We start from the raw sequence: 17,608 nt of genomic DNA, 5'->3' as shown, positions 1-17,608 counted from the left end.
AAGAACCAAGACTTAACCAATCAATTTCTCGCGAACTAAGACTCTGATTGAACCTTTTTAGAAGCCGACGCCGTAACCGTCGGCTTTTTTTCTCTTGTTACCCACCAGCAAGCCAGTGACCCCACAGTGACCATACACACGCCCTGCCAAAACGTCATGCTCAGTGACAAACCTAAAATCATGGAAGACAGTAAGGTCGCAAAAATAGGCGTGAAATAAGACATAGTCGCTAGGAAGACCATATTGCCGCCAAGTATCGCTGTATTCCAAAGCGCGTAACCTGCGCCCATACACACACCGGCCAGCACTAAGTCAATTGCAGCATTGGTTGTCATCACCATGCCGGTTTCGTTACTCAATGCGTATTTGATCCATAAGGTGATTGCAGTCGCGATAAAGAACAACACAATCGCATTCTGCCCTTTCGCCACTTTCTGAGTGTAATTACAGTAAACCGCCCAAATAATCGCGCCGAAAAACGCCATTGAATAGGTTTTAGGGTTAGTTGCAATATTGGCTGCGATTTGATCAACAGAAAGCCCCTGATCGCCGCTGATACTCCAAGCCACACCAAAGAAGGCTAAGAAGATACTTGGGTAAACCAACCAGTTAATCTTTTTATCGCTAAGCAGCACAGCAAACAACACCGTCAATGCAGGCCAAAGGTAGTTGATAACCGCCATTTCCAAGGCTTGATGTCGGTTGTTTGCCATCCCTAAAGCCAGAGCCAAGAAGATCTCATAACAAACGAATAGAGCACCACCAATCAGCAGATACGACTTAGAGAAGCGTGACAGCTTAGGTAAACCCATAACACAGACCAACAAAATTGAGCTCACCGTATAAAGACTGGCAGCGCCACCGATTGGGCCTAGTTGTTCTGATACGCTACGAGAAAGCGCAATTAAGCAGCTCCAAAGTAAAATGGCAGCAATGCCGTAGCAGCTATGGCGATGAGATTTCAGCACGCCTCTTCCTTTTCTTTATTGTAATGGTCTAATTAAAGCGAGCTTAAAGCAAAGATAGGCTTAAGCACCACTATCGATAACTTGCAGTAGGTAAAAATAAGTAGCCGAGCACATAACTGCACTCGGCTATCAATCATTCACTCAAAAATCTAAAAGCAATTAGCAATTATGCCAATAGAAGTGCTTGCAGGTCAGCTAAAGACTTAACTTGATAATGAGGGTTAATACCCGCTGGCGTTGCCTTTTCTTGACTGTTTAACCAACAAGTTTCAATGCCAAAATCTAGTCCGCCTAGAATATCTGAATGTGGGTTATCTCCGACCATCAATACGCGTTGTTTTGCTGGTAAGCCAACAAGCTTGTGTGCATGTTCAAAGATTTCAGCATCTGGTTTAGCAACACCCACTTCTTCAGAGATGATCACGTGGTCAAAATAGTCTGTCATTCCAGTGCGTTCTAAACGGATAGATTGCAGCTCGGTGAAACCATTGGTAATGATGCCCATGTTCACTTTGCCTTTTAAAGACTCCATCAACTCTTTTGCACCAGGAAGCAGCGAACAGATGTCTGCCATTGCGGTCAAAAATGCACTGTTTAGTTCTGCTGTTGTTGTCTCTAGCTTTGTTGCCCAGCTTTCAAAACGCGCGTGCTTCAGTTGAGCTGCCGTAATGCGCCCATCTTGGTAATCTACCCAAAGTGGTAAATTAACCTCTTGGTAAACCGAATAATCCTGTTCACTAAAGTCCACACCAAAACGGGAGAACATCAGCTTCATTCCTTGAAAAGCATCAAAGTGGAACAAGGTTTCATCCGCATCAAAGAATATCCAATCGTACTTCATTTTCTGTCCTGTTATTCGCGCTGTTGAGCAATGCTGTGTCTGTTTTTATCGTAGTTTTGCTTAATTTTTCTTTTCGCCTTGTAGGCTGGCAATCGCTTTACTCGTAAATCTGTGAGCCTGTATATAAATCTAATAATTTATAGAAAACAAGCCACAAGTCATGATGTATCGCAAATTTTGCCACATATTAAACCAATACCATACAAGAAATACACATTAGGTACCGGGAGGTATTATGAAGCACTTTTTACCGTCATCTGTCATGCTCACCCCTTTTCTTGTCAAATACTATGATGAGGAACCAGAAGACACCCCTAACACTGAAGAGTCACAAGCTCCTCAAATTGAATGCAGTGATAACTCAGAGAAAAGCTCAACCCTGGCTGAAATTGAACCGACTTTCAGTGAATAAGCTTATTTTTCATTGTTATAGAGCGCAATTCTGTTTCTGATCGAGTCAATTTATCACTATCCACTACTGACAAAGAACACACCAGAAAACCATAAAAACGATTGCTATATGAGCCCTATCACAACGACTAACCAGAAAGTGTTAGTTCGAAATCAAAGTTGTTCCAGATCAATGGTCGACCACTTGAATGCCGACAACATGTAGGAAATTAAAAATCATAATTAACGGAGTTTTCCAATGTCTACTGCATTTTACATCCCTACAATCAACTTCATGGGCACTGGCTGTTTGAAAGATGCTGCTGATAGCATCCAGTCTCAAGGCTTTAAAAAAGGTCTGATCGTTACAGATAAGATCCTGAATCAAATTGGCGTAGTTAAGCAGGTACAAGACCTTCTTAGCCAGCGCGGCGTAGACGCAGTTGTATTCGACGGCACTCAACCAAACCCAACCATCACTAACGTGAACGATGGTCTAGAATTGCTGACTGACAACGATTGTGATTTTGTTGTTTCTCTAGGTGGTGGTTCTCCACACGACTGTGCAAAAGGTATCGCATTAGTTGCTTCTAACGGCGGTAAGATTGCTGATTACGAAGGCGTAGACCAGTCTGAAAAACCTATGATGCCTCTTATTGCTATCAACACAACAGCAGGTACAGCATCTGAAATGACACGTTTCTGCATCATCACCGATGAAGAGCGTCACATTAAGATGGCGATCGTTGATAAGCACACAACACCGCTTATCTCAGTAAACGACCCCGAGTTGATGCTTGCTAAACCTGCATCACTGACTGCAGCTACGGGTATGGACGCGCTAACACACGCAATCGAAGCTTACGTTTCTATCGCCGCAACGCCAATTACAGACGCGGTAGCAATTAAAGCAATCGAGCTTGTTCAAGCACACCTAAGAACAGCAGTAGCACACGGCGAAGACATTGAAGCGCGTGAGCAAATGGCTTACGCACAATTCATGGCTGGCATGGCTTTCAACAACGCTTCTCTTGGCTATGTTCACGCAATGGCGCACCAACTGGGTGGTTTCTACGACCTTCCACACGGTGTATGTAACGCTATCCTACTGCCACACGTTCAACGCTACAACGCACAAGTGTGCCCAGAACGTCTACGTGATGTTGCAAAAGCAATGGGCGTGAATGTTGAAGGTATGACAGCAGAACAAGGCGCAGAAGCGGCTATCAACGCGATTGTTCAACTAGCAAACGACGTGAACATCCCAACCGGTATCGCGCAACTTGGTGCTAAGCTTGAAGACATTCCTACATTGTCAGACAACGCACTGAAAGACGCATGCGGTTTTACTAACCCTAAACAAGCGACTCACGAAGAAATCTCAGCAATCTTCGAAGCGGCAATGTAATCTAGATACAAGTCACTTCTTATAACTAAAACAAACGGGCTCACCTTCTGAGTCCGTTTTCTTTTTTCTGTCCACTCCCTTTCAAGTATTCGCCTCTTTACTAATCACTAAAAATTCGCATTGTTGCAATCGCTTGGTTATAGTCAAACTATTGATATGTAGAATAACAAACAGGTTCCATTGAGTCGTAGGATAGCTAGCACCTCATTATTGGCGTCACTCATTTCATACTCAGTTCAAGCAGAGGAACAAAATGAGTGTCACAGTCAGCCGTTAGAAGACGCCCCTGTCGAAAAAGCTTACCATTTCCTGAACAGTAAATTTTGCCAACCTGCGTTGTGGTTTGACAGCTTCTTTGTGGATGACCGAATAACTGAAGACGCTCGTGCGGGTACCTCTGTGCGTTGGTACAACGATTTCATTTACTCAGAAGGCGGTGATGTCGACTACTCAACAAAACTCAAAGCGCGTTTACACCTTCCCTTTGTGAGCAAGCGGCTGAAATTAATCTACGAGTCTGTCAGCGATGAAGAGTTCTTGGATTTTTTTCCGAATGATTCAGATGAATTAGAAAGTGCGTTAGGTCTGCGTTACGACGCGTACGCCAAAGGCTATAGCAGCTTCAATATTAAGGCGACATTACGACCACGCATCGAAGCTCGTTACCGCTTTACCTACCCTCTTACAACCGATGTTGTATTTAGGTTAACTCAGCGTATTTATCAGGAAAAACAAGAAACTGGCGAGATCACTGATATTGATTTTGACCTATCGCTCAGTGATAAGTTCCTGGCCCGATGGTCAAGTTTTGCTGGGTATAACGACGATCTTAAAGGTTGGACCTATGGTACGGGATTAAGCTTGTATCATTACCTTTCTCAAGACCAAGCACTCCAATATAGCGCCACGATTAATGCAACGGATGAGCCTTATAATCACTACGAATACGCTCAGGTTTCGATTACTTACCGGCAGAACGTATGGAAAGAATGGCTGTTCTACGAACTCACTCCTCGTTATCAATGGGAACGAGAACCTTATGAGAAGCACACGGAAGAAGCGAATATCACGCTTCGAATTGAAGTCTTGTTCAATAACGTATAGCGGTTAGATAAGCTTGATAAGACAAACCGAGAACCAAGAGCCAAGAAAAAGCACATCAAATGATGTGCTTTTTAGTTTCAGATAAAGATTAAACTAAATTCTTAACCTTTGTAATTTCTCACTCGTGCAGCTTCCGCTTCGCGCTTATCTACTACGGTTTTACCAATTGGCGCTAAGGAGATAACCGCTAGTTTAAGGTGCTGAATCGCAAACGGAATACCGATGATGGTAATGAAACACGCCACAGCTGACATGATGTGACCAATCGCAAGCCAGATTCCCGCAAATAAGAACCAAATAACGTTACCAATCACACCTAGCGGGCTGGTACCGATGTCAGTTTCATTGGTCAGTTCATCGCGTGAAATCGCTTCCTGACCAAATGGGAAGAATGAGAAGTTACCCATAACAAAACACGCTCTACCCCATGGAATACCAACGATGGTTAGGAATGCGAACAGTCCGAAGAACCACCATGCCAATCCCATAAATACGCCACCAAACAGAAACCAAATGATGTTTCCTATTGTTCTCATGTTGTCTTCTCCAAATCTTTGAATGCTGTTTATTTCATATGCCGAATAAGGCAATACTTGTTCTAATAGGTTCATTATTGTTGAACCTTTATGAACCGCTTATGAATCGCCTACATTTTCTGTGATTGATACACACCACGAAACGCCAAATCCGCATAGGGATCATCGATTTTATTTGATACCATGCTCGTAGATTTTTAGTATCACAAAGCTAAACAGCTACAACAACTAATTTAAGGCCGAATTTATGAACAACACTGAGCAACCTAAAAAGAAAATGAAGAACTGGGTGCCAATCGTCTTCTTCGGACTTCTCAGCACAGTGCCTGTATTCATGTTTTTAGTCGACGTGTACATCAACCAATACATGTAATCAATTCAACTCTTCGTTAATCAAATCAGCTCTTCGTTAATAAAATCAAGAATGTCGATCAGATCATGATCAGGCAGATTCAGTAAGTTATCACCAACATACCATTCAATCTTACATTGGTTTGGCAACTCGCTGATTGCTGGGTTTCCTATCCAAATCTTGTATTTCTTCGCTATGTTGTCTCTCACAATAATACCGTCTTCATAGCTCACTGGTAAATAGAGGTGAAGCATGTTTACTTGGGGTTCCTGCGGGTTCACTTTGAACTGCGGGTAATCTTGTAAGATTTGATAGATTTGCTTAGTACGCTCATACAATGCTGGCATCAACTCAATCCGTTGATCAAACTGCATTGCTGCCGAAACCACGTAAGGCGTGCGATGATAAACATTTCCGCCCTGACGCTTCATCCATGCCGACGCTTTTGCTACGAAAGACTTGTCACCTAATAAGAGTGAACCTCCAAGACCGTTTAACCCTTTGTACAGCGAAACATAAGCCGTATCGAACCCCTTAGCAATCTCGCTGTATGGCTTTTGATAATACGCGCCGCACTCCCACAAACGCGCACCATCCATATGCAGATGAATCGATTGTTCTTTGCAGTACTGCTTTATCGCTTCAAGCTCTTCCCACTCAGGCAGCTGACCACCAATCTCTCGCATCGGTAGTTCATACAATGCCGCGGCAATCTCATCAGGCCAAGCCTTTAAGTCGTCGACATTCCAAGTGCGAAATACGTTGCCGACCGGAAGTACGTTGAATCGATTTTGGAGCTGATACCCTTGGCGTTCATGACGCATGATATGACTCGACTCATGCATCGCTACTACTGGGTTTCTTTTCTCTTGGCACGCAATTTCTAACGCTGTGGGTTGGTTCATAGTGCCGGTAATCACAAACACGGCGGCTTCATAACCAAGCAGTTCTGCGACCTTGTTTTCAAAGCTCTCGATAAACTCGCCATCACCGTAGCTATCATGGCTCACATTATGTGTTTCACACCATTCAGCCATCTGAGCGAATGTTTGTGCAGGTGTCGGTTCTAGATGACCGGAAAGCAACAAATCACATTGTTGACGCAAGTCCATGCTCATACCTTTTCCTTTATTCATTGTCGTACTATGTAGGGTGATTGAATTATTTACGTTAGCCTTCAACAGTGACATAAAGTGCACCTCTTCGCTTTTATTATTAGCGAATAATTAGTTTTACGCAGTCATCGGCTGCGTGGGCCGGAAATATTCAAATTGACGGGTGTTTTATATAATTAAGTCCCTAAAAACACGCGCATCTAACTAGATAAGTATGGGCTAATTCGTTGTTGTTCAACCATTCTTCTATTATTGTATATCTATAATTCCAATAAATATTATTCGTTAATGGACAAAGAGGGCTATATGTCGAAAAATCGAGTTTTGGTGCTATTCGCCCACCCTTCTCAACACCGTTCTGAAGCAAACAAACCCTTATTTGAACAAGCCAAGCGCATTGATGGGGTTACCTGCGTCGATCTCTACGCTGAATACCCAACATTTAAAATCAACATCGACCGAGAACAGAAACGCCTGTTAGACCATGACATCATCATTTTTCAGTTCCCACTATATTGGTACTCAACACCGGCAATTCTTAAAGAGTGGCAAGATCTCGTTCTAGAATACGGCTTCGCTTACGGCACCGATGGCAACGAACTACAAGGCAAGAACTTGTTATGTAGCATTACTGCAGGTGGCAAAAAAGACGCCTACCAAACTGATGGTTACAACCATTTCACGATTCGAGAACTGCTTCACCCAATCGAACAAACCGCTTCTCTGTGTGGGATGAACTACCTCGCGCCCTTTGCGTTATTTGGTTCGCGTACCGCGTTGGAAGAGAACCGCATTCAAGAGCATGTCGATAGCTATAAAGTACTGTTAGAGGCGTTGGTTGCTGGCGAGATCAATATCAAAAAAGCCAGTAAGGCAGAAAAGCTAAACCACTACGTAGAAGAACTAATGGCAGAGGTTAAATCATGACGGGATATTTTCTACAAGCGTTTATCTACTTAGTCGCAGCAGTTATTGCCGTGCCTATTGCCAAAAGACTTGGCCTCGGCTCTGTGCTTGGGTACCTCATTGCTGGTGTTGTGATTGGCCCAATTATTGGTCTCGTAGGTGAAGAGACCACAACTATCCAACACTTTGCCGAGTTCGGTGTGGTTATGATGCTGTTCTTAGTCGGTCTTGAGCTTGAACCTAAGATGCTTTGGGCAATGAGGAACCGACTTATGGGGCTAGGTGGCCTGCAAGTTGGTGGCACGACCGCAATTGTAATGGGTATCGCCCTTTTCTTCGGACAGCCTTGGACCATTGCGCTGACTATCGGTTTGATCTTCGCACTGTCATCTACCGCGATTGTTCTCCAAACCTTTAACGAAAAAGGGCTATCCAAAACAGAAGGCGGCAAGAACGCTTTCTCAGTCCTACTGTTCCAAGATATAGCCGTCATCCCTATGTTGGCGTTTATCCCTCTATTGGCGTTGCCAGAATTAATCGAAGCTGCACAAAGCGCGGTCGCTTCGGCTTCTGATCATCATGAAGAGTTAAGTCTCGTTGCTGGCCTACCCGGTTGGGCTTATGGCCTAGTGATCACAGCATCTATTGCGATTGTGGTGGTCGGCGGACACTTCTTGAGTCGTCCACTGTTCCGCTTTGTAGCAAGCTCAGGTCTGCGTGAAATCTTTACTGCAACCGCACTGATGTTGGTGATTGGTATTGCTGCATTAATGAGCCTAGTCGGCCTATCACCGGCTTTGGGCACTTTCCTTGCAGGTGTGGTATTAGCGAACAGTGAATTCCGCCACGAACTTGAGTCTAACATCGACCCGTTTAAGGGACTGTTACTTGGCTTGTTCTTCATTACCGTAGGTGCAGGCATCAACTTTGATGTTCTATTCAACGACTTTGGTTTGATCATTGGCCTCACCCTTGGCGTTATGCTTCTTAAAGCCTTAGTGCTATTTACGTTGGCATTGATCTTCAAAATCAAAAACAGTGACCGTTGGCTGTTTACATTGAGCTTGGCGCAAGCCGGTGAGTTTGGTTTTGTACTACTAAGCTTCTCAGCTCAAAACCACGTATTACCTGCGGACATCGTCCAAACATTGTCTCTGGTTGTGGCACTTTCAATGTTCCTAACACCAGGGTTATTCATTCTATTTGATAAAGTGATTCTGCCTCGTTACCAACAAAAATCTAACGACCGCGAAGAAGATACTATTGAAGAGAAAGGCACCGTTATCATTGCGGGCATTGGTCGATTCGGTCAAATCGTTAACCGCTTGTTGGTGTCGAACGATGTCAATACGGTGGTTCTGGATCACCAAGCGAACCAAGTAGACTTACTGCGCTCTATCAATATCAAATCTTACTTTGGCGATGCGACTCGTCACGACTTGTTGCATACCGCCGGAATCGAAGAAGCGGCAATGCTAGTAGTAGCAATCGATAACCAAGACTCAAGCGTTGAGTTAGTGAAGTACGTTAAACACACCTACCCTAAAGTAAAAATCTTAGCCCGCGCATTCGACCGTGGTCATAGTTATCGCTTACGAGAAGCAGGTGCAGACTTTGTGGAATCAGAGACCTACCATTCTGCTCTTGAAATGGGCGCACAAGCCTTGCGCTCTTTGGGTCATCATCCATTCTTCGTCGAACAGCAAAAATCGACGTATCAACGCGTAGAGAGCCGTAAGTCTGAAAAGCTTTACCAAGCTTGGTCTGAGGCTGAAGAAAATCCACGCTACGACAACAACTACCGACAAATCTTCATTCACCTTGAAGATGCGATGAAAGAAGACATGAAGAAAGACCGTTCAGACAAACACTCTCGATCTGAACGTGGTTGGACACCACCACCAAAAGGTTATGCAGATGGCTTTGAGGAAGAAGAGTCTTAAGTAGAAGTCTAAGCTACAGCTCTAGATGACCATGCAATGCAACCATCAAAAGCGGCTATTTAAGCCGCTTTTTCTTTCATTTACCCCCTACAAAACGTCAAATGAACATAAGTATCAGGTGCCGAAACTCATAATCCGAGATATTTGTGTGATCTAGCTAAAATTTTTAATTTCTGACCACATAGCAAAAGTGGATTCAATTTTTACATTATTGAAACATTCCAACCCTGCATAAACCACACCATAAACACGGCTATATATGCACTCATTCCTGCCATTCAAACATCCACCCAAATCATAGCGACCACTCTCTAAGGCTTGAGTTACATTGCATATATCTAAATCCGCCGCAAAAGCCCCAACAAACCCATTCACCAATCAAATAAATAACGCACGACATTCACAAATTCAAACCATCAAAATTAACATAAACATTTCAAAGTATGTCTATCGTTACAATTTGTAACGAATGGCAGTTGTCGGTATAGTCCTGCAATTCAAAAAGTGAGACCTTTGCGCTCACCTTAAAGGAGATATAATAATGATTACTAATGATGCTGTAATAATGGGCATGTTAGCTGTTATTCTTGGCGGTGTTTTTATCACGGAAAGTAGCCAAAATAGCGCACTGAAAAAATTCTACTCGTTCGTTCCGGGTCTATTGCTCTGTTACTTTGTTCCTTCTCTATTGAACAGTTTCGGCATCATCGACGCAACAAACTCAAAGCTGTACTTTGTTGCAAGTCGTTACCTATTACCAAGCGCACTCGTTCTACTGATCATCTCAGCTGACCTACGCAAAATCTTCGGCCTTGGCTCAAAAGCCGTCATCATGTTCCTAACGGGTACTGTCGGCATCATCATTGGTGGCCCTTTGGCGATTTTAATTATCGACCAAGTTAACCCTGACCTCGTATCTGGCGATGTATGGCGTGGCCTTACAACTGTTGCTGGTTCTTGGATCGGCGGCGGTGCAAACCAAGCAGCAATGAAAGAAGTATTTGAAGTTGATGACCAACTGTTCTCAGCAATGATTACGGTAGACGTTATCTGTGCAAACATTTGGATGGCTGTGTTGCTTATCATGGCAGGTCGTCAGAAGAAGATTGATGCATGGCTAAAAGCTGACACATCATCTATCGAAGAGCTAAAAGAGACGGTTTCTAAATACCAAGAAGAGAACGCTCGTCCAACAACCACAACCGATCTCATGAAGATCACGGCCATTGCCTTCGGATTAACAGGTCTGGCTCACTTATTCAGTGACATGATTGCACCGTGGATCTCAACCAACGCGCCAGAGCTTGCAAAATACAGCCTAACATCCGGCTTCTTCTGGCTGATCGTAATGGTAACAACGTTCGCGCTGATCGCTTCATGCTTCAAATCTACACGCAGCCTTGAGCACAGCGGCGCGTCTAAAGTTGGTTCAGCGTTCATCTACATCCTAGTTGCAACTATCGGTATGCAAATGGATGTGACTGCTATCTTAGACAACCCAGGTTACTTCTTCATTGGTATCACATGGCTAACTATCCATGCCATTCTAATGATTGTGATGGCGAAGCTTATCCGCGCACCACTGTTCTTCATGGCTGTCGGTAGCCAAGCTAACGTTGGCGGCGCAGCATCAGCTCCTATCGTAGCTGCAGCATTCCACCCAGCATTAGCTCCGGTAGGTATCCTAATGGCGGTACTTGGTTACGCTCTAGGCACATACGGCGCTTACATCTGTGGCCTTATCATGCAGGTTGCTGCTGGTTAATCGAAGCGCTTCAATGAAGTAACACAAAAGGCTGAACGATCATCGTTCAGCCTTTTTCAATGCTGTTTCTATCTTTTGCTTTAATGAGCCTATTCTTATTGCCATTGCTACTTACATGCATAGACTGTTTTGGGAATTTCCAAGTGAAGCAGTCCCATAAGCGAACAGATGTTCATATTCACCCTAACAGTTTAATAAAAATACTTAATGGATAACAGAATTAGACAGATTACTTTCTTCTTTAATTAACGACTCTATTTGAGCTATTTTTTCTTCATATTCTTCTTTTGTAATAACATCTTCATCTAACAACCATTTGAACTTGCCAACCTCAACCTCAGATTCGTTGTCTTGATTCACATGCCCATACCATTCTAGTAGTTGCGATTTTTTACGCGTCTTAAGTTCATTAATAATGAGGTCATGATTTTTATCTTGAATAACTAATATGTTCGCACTATCCGTTTCAAATACCGAATACTTTACTTTTGAAAAATGACTCCATACTAGGAGCATCCCCCCAAGCAGAACTAAAAACCAAAGATTTGGAAAAGCTCCCAAGTAGCTTTCATACAAAATGTCAAAAGCACCGAGTATACACCAAACATAACCAACACTTTGGAACCATTCATTCTGCTCTATCAAAGTCGATGATTTCTTGGGGAAATTGACATAATCTAGATCCCTATCCCCAGTTCCCGACTTAATCTTATATGCAAAGTTAAGATGGTTATCCATAAAGGTAAACGTATATTTGATAGATCTTTTTTTCTGTATTATTTCCATGACATCCAAGCTTTATTTATTTTCTGATTACTAACTAGACTCAATAACAACGTTAATTCACCGTGATGCATAATAAATTCTCACAAATTAAAGCGCAAGCATTCACTCAGAGAATTTCAGACGTATGTAATAAAAGTCTTAACTTAATCAGCCTAAATGTCTTTATTTACCAGCCTTAACAGTTAATGGTAGGTCTAAATGTGGCTCACCACTAAATATGAATAACTAAAATTATTCATCAATTAAAAATGCCTACAAAAAAGGCGACAGTAATAACTGTCGCCTTTCTAATATCTTGTTACTCAGTTAAAGATTATTCCCAATCTAGGATTACTTTACCTGACATGCCAGAGCGCATCATGTCGAAGCCTTTCTGGAAGTCGTCCACTTTGTAGTGGTGAGTGATGATTGGTGTTAGATCTAGGCCAGACTGGATTAGTGAAGCCATCTTGTACCAAGTTTCGAACATCTCACGACCGTAGATACCTTTGATAACCAAGCCTTTAAAGATTACTTGGTTCCAGTCTACTGCCATGTCTGATGGTGGAATACCTAGTAGAGAGATCTTACCGCCGTGGTTCATGTTAGTCAGCATGCTGTTGAACGCAGATGGGTTACCAGACATTTCTAGGCCAACATCGAAGCCTTCAGTCATGCCTAGATCAGCCATTACATCTTCAAGCTTCTCTTCCATCACGTTTACTGCGCGAGTCACACCCATTTTCTTAGCAAGATCTAGGCGGTATTCGTTTACGTCAGTAATTACAACGTGACGAGCACCAACGTGCTTAGCAACAGCAGCAGCCATGATACCGATTGGGCCAGCACCCGTGATTAGCACGTCTTCGCCTACTAGGTCGAAAGAAAGCGCTGTGTGTACTGCATTACCAAACGGGTCAAAGATTGATGCTAGATCATCAGAGATTTCTGCAGGGATCTTAAATGCGTTGAACGCAGGGATCACAAGGAACTCAGAGAACGCACCAGTGCGGTTTACACCAACACCTGTTGTGTTACGACAAAGGTGAGTACGGCCGCCACGACAGTTACGACAGTGACCACATGTGATGTGACCTTCGCCAGATACACGGTCGCCGATTTCAAAACCACGAACTTCTTGGCCGATGCCAACAACTTCACCCACGTATTCGTGACCTACTACCATAGGTACTGGAATTGTGTTTTGTGACCATTCATCCCAGTTGTAGATATGTACGTCAGTACCACAAATTGCAGTTTTCTTAATACGGATAAGAAGATCATTATGACCCATTTCAGGTTTTTCAACCTCGGTCATCCAGATGCCTTCTTCAGGCTTAAGCTTAGAAAGTGCTTTAATTTTCATAATGTTATCCAGTTCATCTCGCCTAACTGTAAGGCGAGAATCAAAAATCTATATGTTCTATTGGGTGTTGTTCTATCTAATCAAAGGACGCAAAAGGCATCCCTTTAAAATTAGATGATAGCCATGTCTTTACCAACTTGGATGAACGCATCGATTGCGCGATCCAGTTGCTCACGAGAGTGTGCAGCAGACATTTGCGTACGGATACGAGCTTGGCCTTTTGGTACTACTGGGAAAGAGAAACCTACAACGTAGATGCCTTTCTCTAGTGCGCGCTCTGCGAACTCAGCCGCTACTTTTGCATCACCCAGCATGATTGGGATGATTGCGTGGTCAGCACCACCCATAGTGAAACCAGCTTCTTCCATGCGAGTACGGAAGTGAGCAGAGTTTTCCCATAGTTGAGTACGTAGGTCGCCAGATTCCGCTAGAAGATCTAGAACGCGGATAGACGCAGATACTATTGCAGGTGCAACAGAGTTAGAGAATAGGTATGGACGAGAACGCTGACGTAGCCAGTCGATCACTTCTTTCTTACCAGAAGTGTAACCGCCTGAAGCGCCACCCATTGCTTTACCAAGAGTACCAGTGATGATATCGATACGATCTACAACGTTGTGGAACTCGTGAGTACCTGCGCCGTTTTCGCCCATGAAGCCCACTGCGTGAGAGTCATCAACCATTACTAGTGCATCGTACTTGTCTGCAAGGTCACAGATAGCAGGAAGGTTAGCCACTACGCCGTCCATTGAGAACACACCGTCAGTTACGATTAGTGTGTGACGAGCGCCAGCTTCTTTAGCAGCGATAAGTTGCTGCTCTAGCTCTTCCATGTTGTTGTTCGAGTAACGGAAACGCATTGCTTTACACAGACGAACGCCATCGATGATAGATGCGTGGTTTAGTGCGTCAGAGATGATTGCGTCTTCTTTACCTAGAATTGTTTCAAACAAACCAGCGTTTGCATCAAAACAAGACGTGTAAAGGATAGTGTCTTCTTTACCTAGGAAAGTAGAAAGCTTTTGCTCTAGTTCTTTGTGAGAATCTTGAGTACCACAGATGAAACGTACTGAAGCCATACCAAAACCGTGCTGATCCATACCATCTTTAGCTGCTTCGATAAGAGCTGGGTGGTTAGCAAGACCTAAGTAGTTGTTTGCACAGAAGTTTAGTACTTCTTCACCAGTCGAGATAGAAACCGCTGCTTTTTGTGCAGAAGTAATAATGCGCTCAGACTTGTAAAGACCTTCTTCTTTAACTTCTTCGATTTGAGTTTGAATCTGTTGGTAAAATGCAGAAGACATTGTTCATTCCTTCCTAATTATTATTCAGCAGCATCACGCGCCGCTTTATGTAGGGATATAAACGATCTCAAAACGATCATTTACACTGTAAAACTTATGCCTATATTCTAGTTGAACATCCCCGTTTCGATTATCCCTTTAGTTGGAAAAACATTAATGAATCACAGGCACTAATAATGGTTCATCCCAGTGACACAGGGCACATAAACGTGTCTTACTTGTTCTTTTTAACGACAAATCACCCTCCATTCCGGTCTAATTTCGCTTTCATATCAAATATCAATTTTTCATCTCAGAACGATATAGTGATGAATTTAGGTTTCTCTCAGAATGTTCGACCGTTACGCCGCTATGCAAATGAGAGACAAACACATGAACCTATCAGACCACATAATACAAGAAGCCTTTGAAAACGACTGGCACACCTGCTTTTATCAGCCAAAAGTAGAATCGAGTGTAGAGAAAGTGACTGGGGGGTTGAAGCTCTGTTTCGCCTAGATATCCCAGAGGAAGACATTTTTTCTCCAGGTGTGTTTATCGATCGTGCGTTTGCATTAGGTTATGAAGAAGAGATCTTCTTTAGCGTGCTTGAGCAATCTCTCACTGAAGTGAAGTCACTGTCTATTCACCTCAACTTGGCAGAATAGAGAGTGATTCACGAAGTCGTTTTAACACTATAGGGAAATTTTCTTTATTAATCTGTTACTTACCTAGCTTTTTTATCAGTGTAGTTCACTCAATATCGTCCGTACAAGATCAGTGTTAAACACTTAAGAAAAAAGCCACTTCGTGAGGAAGTGGCTCTAAGCGAAAGCTGCTTTTTTCTAGGTTCTAGGTTCAGCAATGTTGCCCTTGGTGATCAGACAATACTTTACCGTCTTTGATCGTCACTATGCGCTTAGTTCGTTCAGCCAGCGAATTATCGTGCGTCACGATAATCAATGTTCGGCCCTCAGCATGAAGCTGATTAAACAAAGCCTCTATCTCAGCGCCAGACTTGGAATCCAGAGCCCCTGTTGGCTCATCAGCTAATATAATCTGAGGATCATTAACCAAAGCTCTAGCAATAGCGACACGCTGTTTCTGACCACCAGACAGCTGATTCGGTTTATGGTCAAGTCGATCGCCCAACCCTACTTGTTCAAGTAATGCCGCCGCACGCTTACGACGCTCTTTGGCTTTGATCCCTGAGTACACGAGAGGCAGAGCAACATTGTCCAATGCAGATGCATACTCAAGCAAATTAAAACTCTGGAATACAAAACCAATTTTTTGATTCCGAATACCAGCAAGATCATTAGCACTCAACGCAGCAACATTTTTTCCATCTAGCTGATACTCCCCTTCCGTCGGCTTATCAAGGCAACCCAGCATATTCATCAGCGTTGATTTACCGGATCCTGACGGGCCTAAAATAGACAAAAACTCTCCCTTCTCAATCGAGAGATCGACACCGTCTAATGCACGTATTTCAGTATCACCGTTTGAGTAGTGTTTACCGATATTTGAGAGTTCCACTAAGAATTTGTTAGACATGGTTTCTCCGCTGTCTTTGATCTCATCATTCACTTTGTAGTGCCTCCATCGGAGTCACTTTCGCCGCACGATTAGCCGGAAGCCAAGCCGCAGCGACACCAATAACCACCAACGTCAAAACAACAATGGTGACAACCAACCATGAAAGCTCAGGCACAGGTTTACCAAGACGCTCATAAAACATGTTGCCTTCAAGCTCTAACGAGCGAATTACAGCAATCAGTGTATAAGTGATTACTAAGCCCAATAAACCGCCCATCATCATAGTCATCAATGACTGAACCAGATAATGCATGCGAATCATCCCTGGAGTAGCACCGACCGCCATTCTCACGCCAATATCTCGTGTGGATCGTTTCACCGTTGCATACATCACGTTAGCAATACCTATGCCCGCCACTGCCAAAGTGATAAAACCAATCACACCAAGGAACCCCTGCAGACCAACTAAGAATTGTTGCATCGTTTTTTGTTTGAGGAACATATCCTCAACCTGAACGACCTGCTCATCACTGACACTAGCACCATGTTTGCGCGCAATAACCTGACGAATCGTATCTGCAAGTTTGACTCTGTCGACACCATCATGAGGTTGAACGTTGATACCACTGATATCTCCGTTGATATTAAAACGCTGCCATGTAGAGAAAGGAACAAAGCTCGAATAATTGATGCTATCTCCCTGTTCAACCTTGGCACTGTTTTTCTCTAGTACACCAATCACCGTAAACTCTTGGCTGCCAATTTTTACTGTTTTCCCGACGGGATTAACCTCTAATTTGACAGTAGCAAACCAGCTAAAGCTTTCATTAGGGTTAAACAAATCGGCCGCTAAAAGGTAACCCAACACGATGACTTTGCGTTGTTGCTTTTGGTCTAGAGGATTAAACCAACGCCCTCCTGGACGTGTCTTGAGATTCGTCACCGACTGAAATTCAGTCGTTACCGCTAACGCTTTTTTCCAAGACCCTCGCTCCCCAACAGTAAGTGATTCATCCCACACAGCTGTCGGCACCGCAGCTTTGATGTTAGGCAGAGCCTCTACAACTTTCGTATCTTCTACTGTTAGAGTCAGCGGCTTGCCCTGATGAAAAGATCCATAATCAACCGTAGCCATCCCCACTGATAGATAAATCAAATTACCATTGCCATTTTGTGCCGTTTTAAGCACGCCTTGTCTAATGCCTTCTCCCACCGATAGCATCGCTGAAATACACAAGGTTGCCCACGCAACAGCCAGAACTGTGAGTCCAAGTCGTAGCTTTTCTGCAGACATTTCCTGAAAGATTTGTCTCATCGGTAATAGCAT

Annotated in this window: 16 protein-coding genes and 1 pseudogene; 8 read left to right on the top strand and 9 right to left on the bottom strand. The window is 43.5% G+C overall.

Annotation, left to right across the window (positions count from 1 at the left end; genetic code table 11):
• Positions 1-35: 35 nt before the first annotated feature.
• The gene (yddG, locus tag BCV39_RS04505; RefSeq protein ID WP_102431506.1) at positions 36-968 is read right to left on the bottom strand and encodes an aromatic amino acid DMT transporter YddG; all 933 of its coding nucleotides are present in this window, start codon (positions 966-968) and stop codon (positions 36-38) included.
• Between the two features lie 166 nt (positions 969-1,134).
• A complete protein-coding gene (gene yjjG, locus BCV39_RS04500; RefSeq protein WP_102431505.1) occupies positions 1,135-1,809 on the bottom strand; it encodes a pyrimidine 5'-nucleotidase in 675 nt (224 codons plus the stop codon).
• Between the two features lie 235 nt (positions 1,810-2,044).
• On the opposite strand from yjjG, the gene BCV39_RS23105 reads away from it, so the two are divergent.
• The 3 genes from BCV39_RS23105 to BCV39_RS04490 all read left to right on the top strand — a co-directional run bounded on the left by BCV39_RS23105 (position 2,045) and on the right by BCV39_RS04490 (position 4,711).
• Complete coding sequence (locus tag BCV39_RS23105; RefSeq protein WP_170960783.1) at positions 2,045-2,221, top strand: hypothetical protein; 177 nt, start codon at positions 2,045-2,047, stop codon at positions 2,219-2,221.
• A 237-nt stretch (positions 2,222-2,458) separates the two neighbouring features.
• Positions 2,459-3,607, top strand: a complete 1,149-nt coding sequence (gene yiaY / locus BCV39_RS04495; RefSeq protein ID WP_048660391.1) for an L-threonine dehydrogenase — start codon at positions 2,459-2,461, stop codon at positions 3,605-3,607.
• A 180-nt stretch (positions 3,608-3,787) separates the two neighbouring features.
• The gene (locus BCV39_RS04490; RefSeq protein ID WP_102431504.1) at positions 3,788-4,711 is read left to right on the top strand and encodes a hypothetical protein; all 924 of its coding nucleotides are present in this window, start codon (positions 3,788-3,790) and stop codon (positions 4,709-4,711) included.
• A 101-nt stretch (positions 4,712-4,812) separates the two neighbouring features.
• Here BCV39_RS04490 and BCV39_RS04485 read toward each other — a convergent pair whose 3' ends face one another.
• A complete protein-coding gene (locus tag BCV39_RS04485) occupies positions 4,813-5,247 on the bottom strand; it encodes a YccF domain-containing protein (RefSeq protein WP_102431528.1) in 435 nt (144 codons plus the stop codon).
• Between the two features lie 247 nt (positions 5,248-5,494).
• Between BCV39_RS04485 and BCV39_RS23410 the strand changes: the two genes are divergently transcribed.
• Entirely contained in the window at positions 5,495-5,620 is a 126-nt protein-coding gene (locus BCV39_RS23410; protein ID WP_017060906.1) for a hypothetical protein, read from the top strand.
• A 20-nt stretch (positions 5,621-5,640) separates the two neighbouring features.
• On the opposite strand, the gene BCV39_RS04480 is transcribed toward BCV39_RS23410, so the two are convergent.
• Entirely contained in the window at positions 5,641-6,717 is a 1,077-nt protein-coding gene (locus BCV39_RS04480; protein ID WP_102431503.1) for a beta-eliminating lyase-related protein, read from the bottom strand.
• Positions 6,718-7,020: 303 nt separating this feature from the next.
• Between BCV39_RS04480 and BCV39_RS04475 the strand changes: the two genes are divergently transcribed.
• The 3 genes from BCV39_RS04475 to BCV39_RS04465 all read left to right on the top strand — a co-directional run bounded on the left by BCV39_RS04475 (position 7,021) and on the right by BCV39_RS04465 (position 11,328).
• On the top strand, positions 7,021-7,641 hold the full coding sequence (locus BCV39_RS04475) for an NAD(P)H-dependent oxidoreductase (protein WP_102431502.1): 621 nt from the start codon (positions 7,021-7,023) through the stop codon (positions 7,639-7,641).
• The gene (locus tag BCV39_RS04470) at positions 7,638-9,563 is read left to right on the top strand and encodes a monovalent cation:proton antiporter-2 (CPA2) family protein (protein WP_102431501.1); all 1,926 of its coding nucleotides are present in this window, start codon (positions 7,638-7,640) and stop codon (positions 9,561-9,563) included. The genes BCV39_RS04475 and BCV39_RS04470 overlap by 4 nt, the downstream gene beginning before the upstream one ends.
• Positions 9,564-10,104: 541 nt before the next feature.
• Positions 10,105-11,328: a DUF819 family protein gene (locus BCV39_RS04465; protein ID WP_102431500.1), complete on the top strand. Its 1,224-nt coding sequence runs from the start codon at positions 10,105-10,107 to the stop codon at positions 11,326-11,328.
• A gap of 204 nt (positions 11,329-11,532) precedes the next feature.
• Here BCV39_RS04465 and BCV39_RS04460 read toward each other — a convergent pair whose 3' ends face one another.
• The 3 genes from BCV39_RS04460 to BCV39_RS04450 all read right to left on the bottom strand — a co-directional run bounded on the left by BCV39_RS04460 (position 11,533) and on the right by BCV39_RS04450 (position 14,763).
• Positions 11,533-12,114 (bottom strand): hypothetical protein, encoded by a 582-nt coding sequence (locus tag BCV39_RS04460; protein ID WP_102431499.1) that lies wholly within the window; start codon positions 12,112-12,114, stop codon positions 11,533-11,535.
• 313 nt (positions 12,115-12,427) lie between these two features.
• Positions 12,428-13,459, bottom strand: a complete 1,032-nt coding sequence (gene tdh, locus BCV39_RS04455) for an L-threonine 3-dehydrogenase (protein ID WP_017058545.1) — start codon at positions 13,457-13,459, stop codon at positions 12,428-12,430.
• 110 nt (positions 13,460-13,569) lie between these two features.
• Positions 13,570-14,763, bottom strand: a complete 1,194-nt coding sequence (locus tag BCV39_RS04450; RefSeq protein WP_055319414.1) for a glycine C-acetyltransferase — start codon at positions 14,761-14,763, stop codon at positions 13,570-13,572.
• 351 nt (positions 14,764-15,114) lie between these two features.
• Here BCV39_RS04450 and BCV39_RS23485 point away from each other — a divergent pair.
• Positions 15,115-15,404, top strand: a pseudogene (locus BCV39_RS23485) (EAL domain-containing protein); the annotation flags it as partial.
• 196 nt (positions 15,405-15,600) lie between these two features.
• Here BCV39_RS23485 and BCV39_RS04440 read toward each other — a convergent pair.
• On the bottom strand, positions 15,601-16,332 hold the full coding sequence (locus BCV39_RS04440) for an ABC transporter ATP-binding protein (protein WP_170960782.1): 732 nt from the start codon (positions 16,330-16,332) through the stop codon (positions 15,601-15,603).
• On the bottom strand, positions 16,325-17,608 hold the full coding sequence (locus BCV39_RS04435; protein WP_102431498.1) for an ABC transporter permease: 1,284 nt from the start codon (positions 17,606-17,608) through the stop codon (positions 16,325-16,327). The genes BCV39_RS04440 and BCV39_RS04435 overlap by 8 nt, the downstream gene beginning before the upstream one ends.

The organism is Vibrio sp. 10N.286.55.E10 (assembly GCF_002872555.1).
GTDB lineage: Bacteria > Pseudomonadota > Gammaproteobacteria > Enterobacterales > Vibrionaceae > Vibrio > Vibrio crassostreae.
Note: the sequence above shows the minus strand (reverse complement) of the source record. Positions and strands in the feature narration are given on the sequence as shown.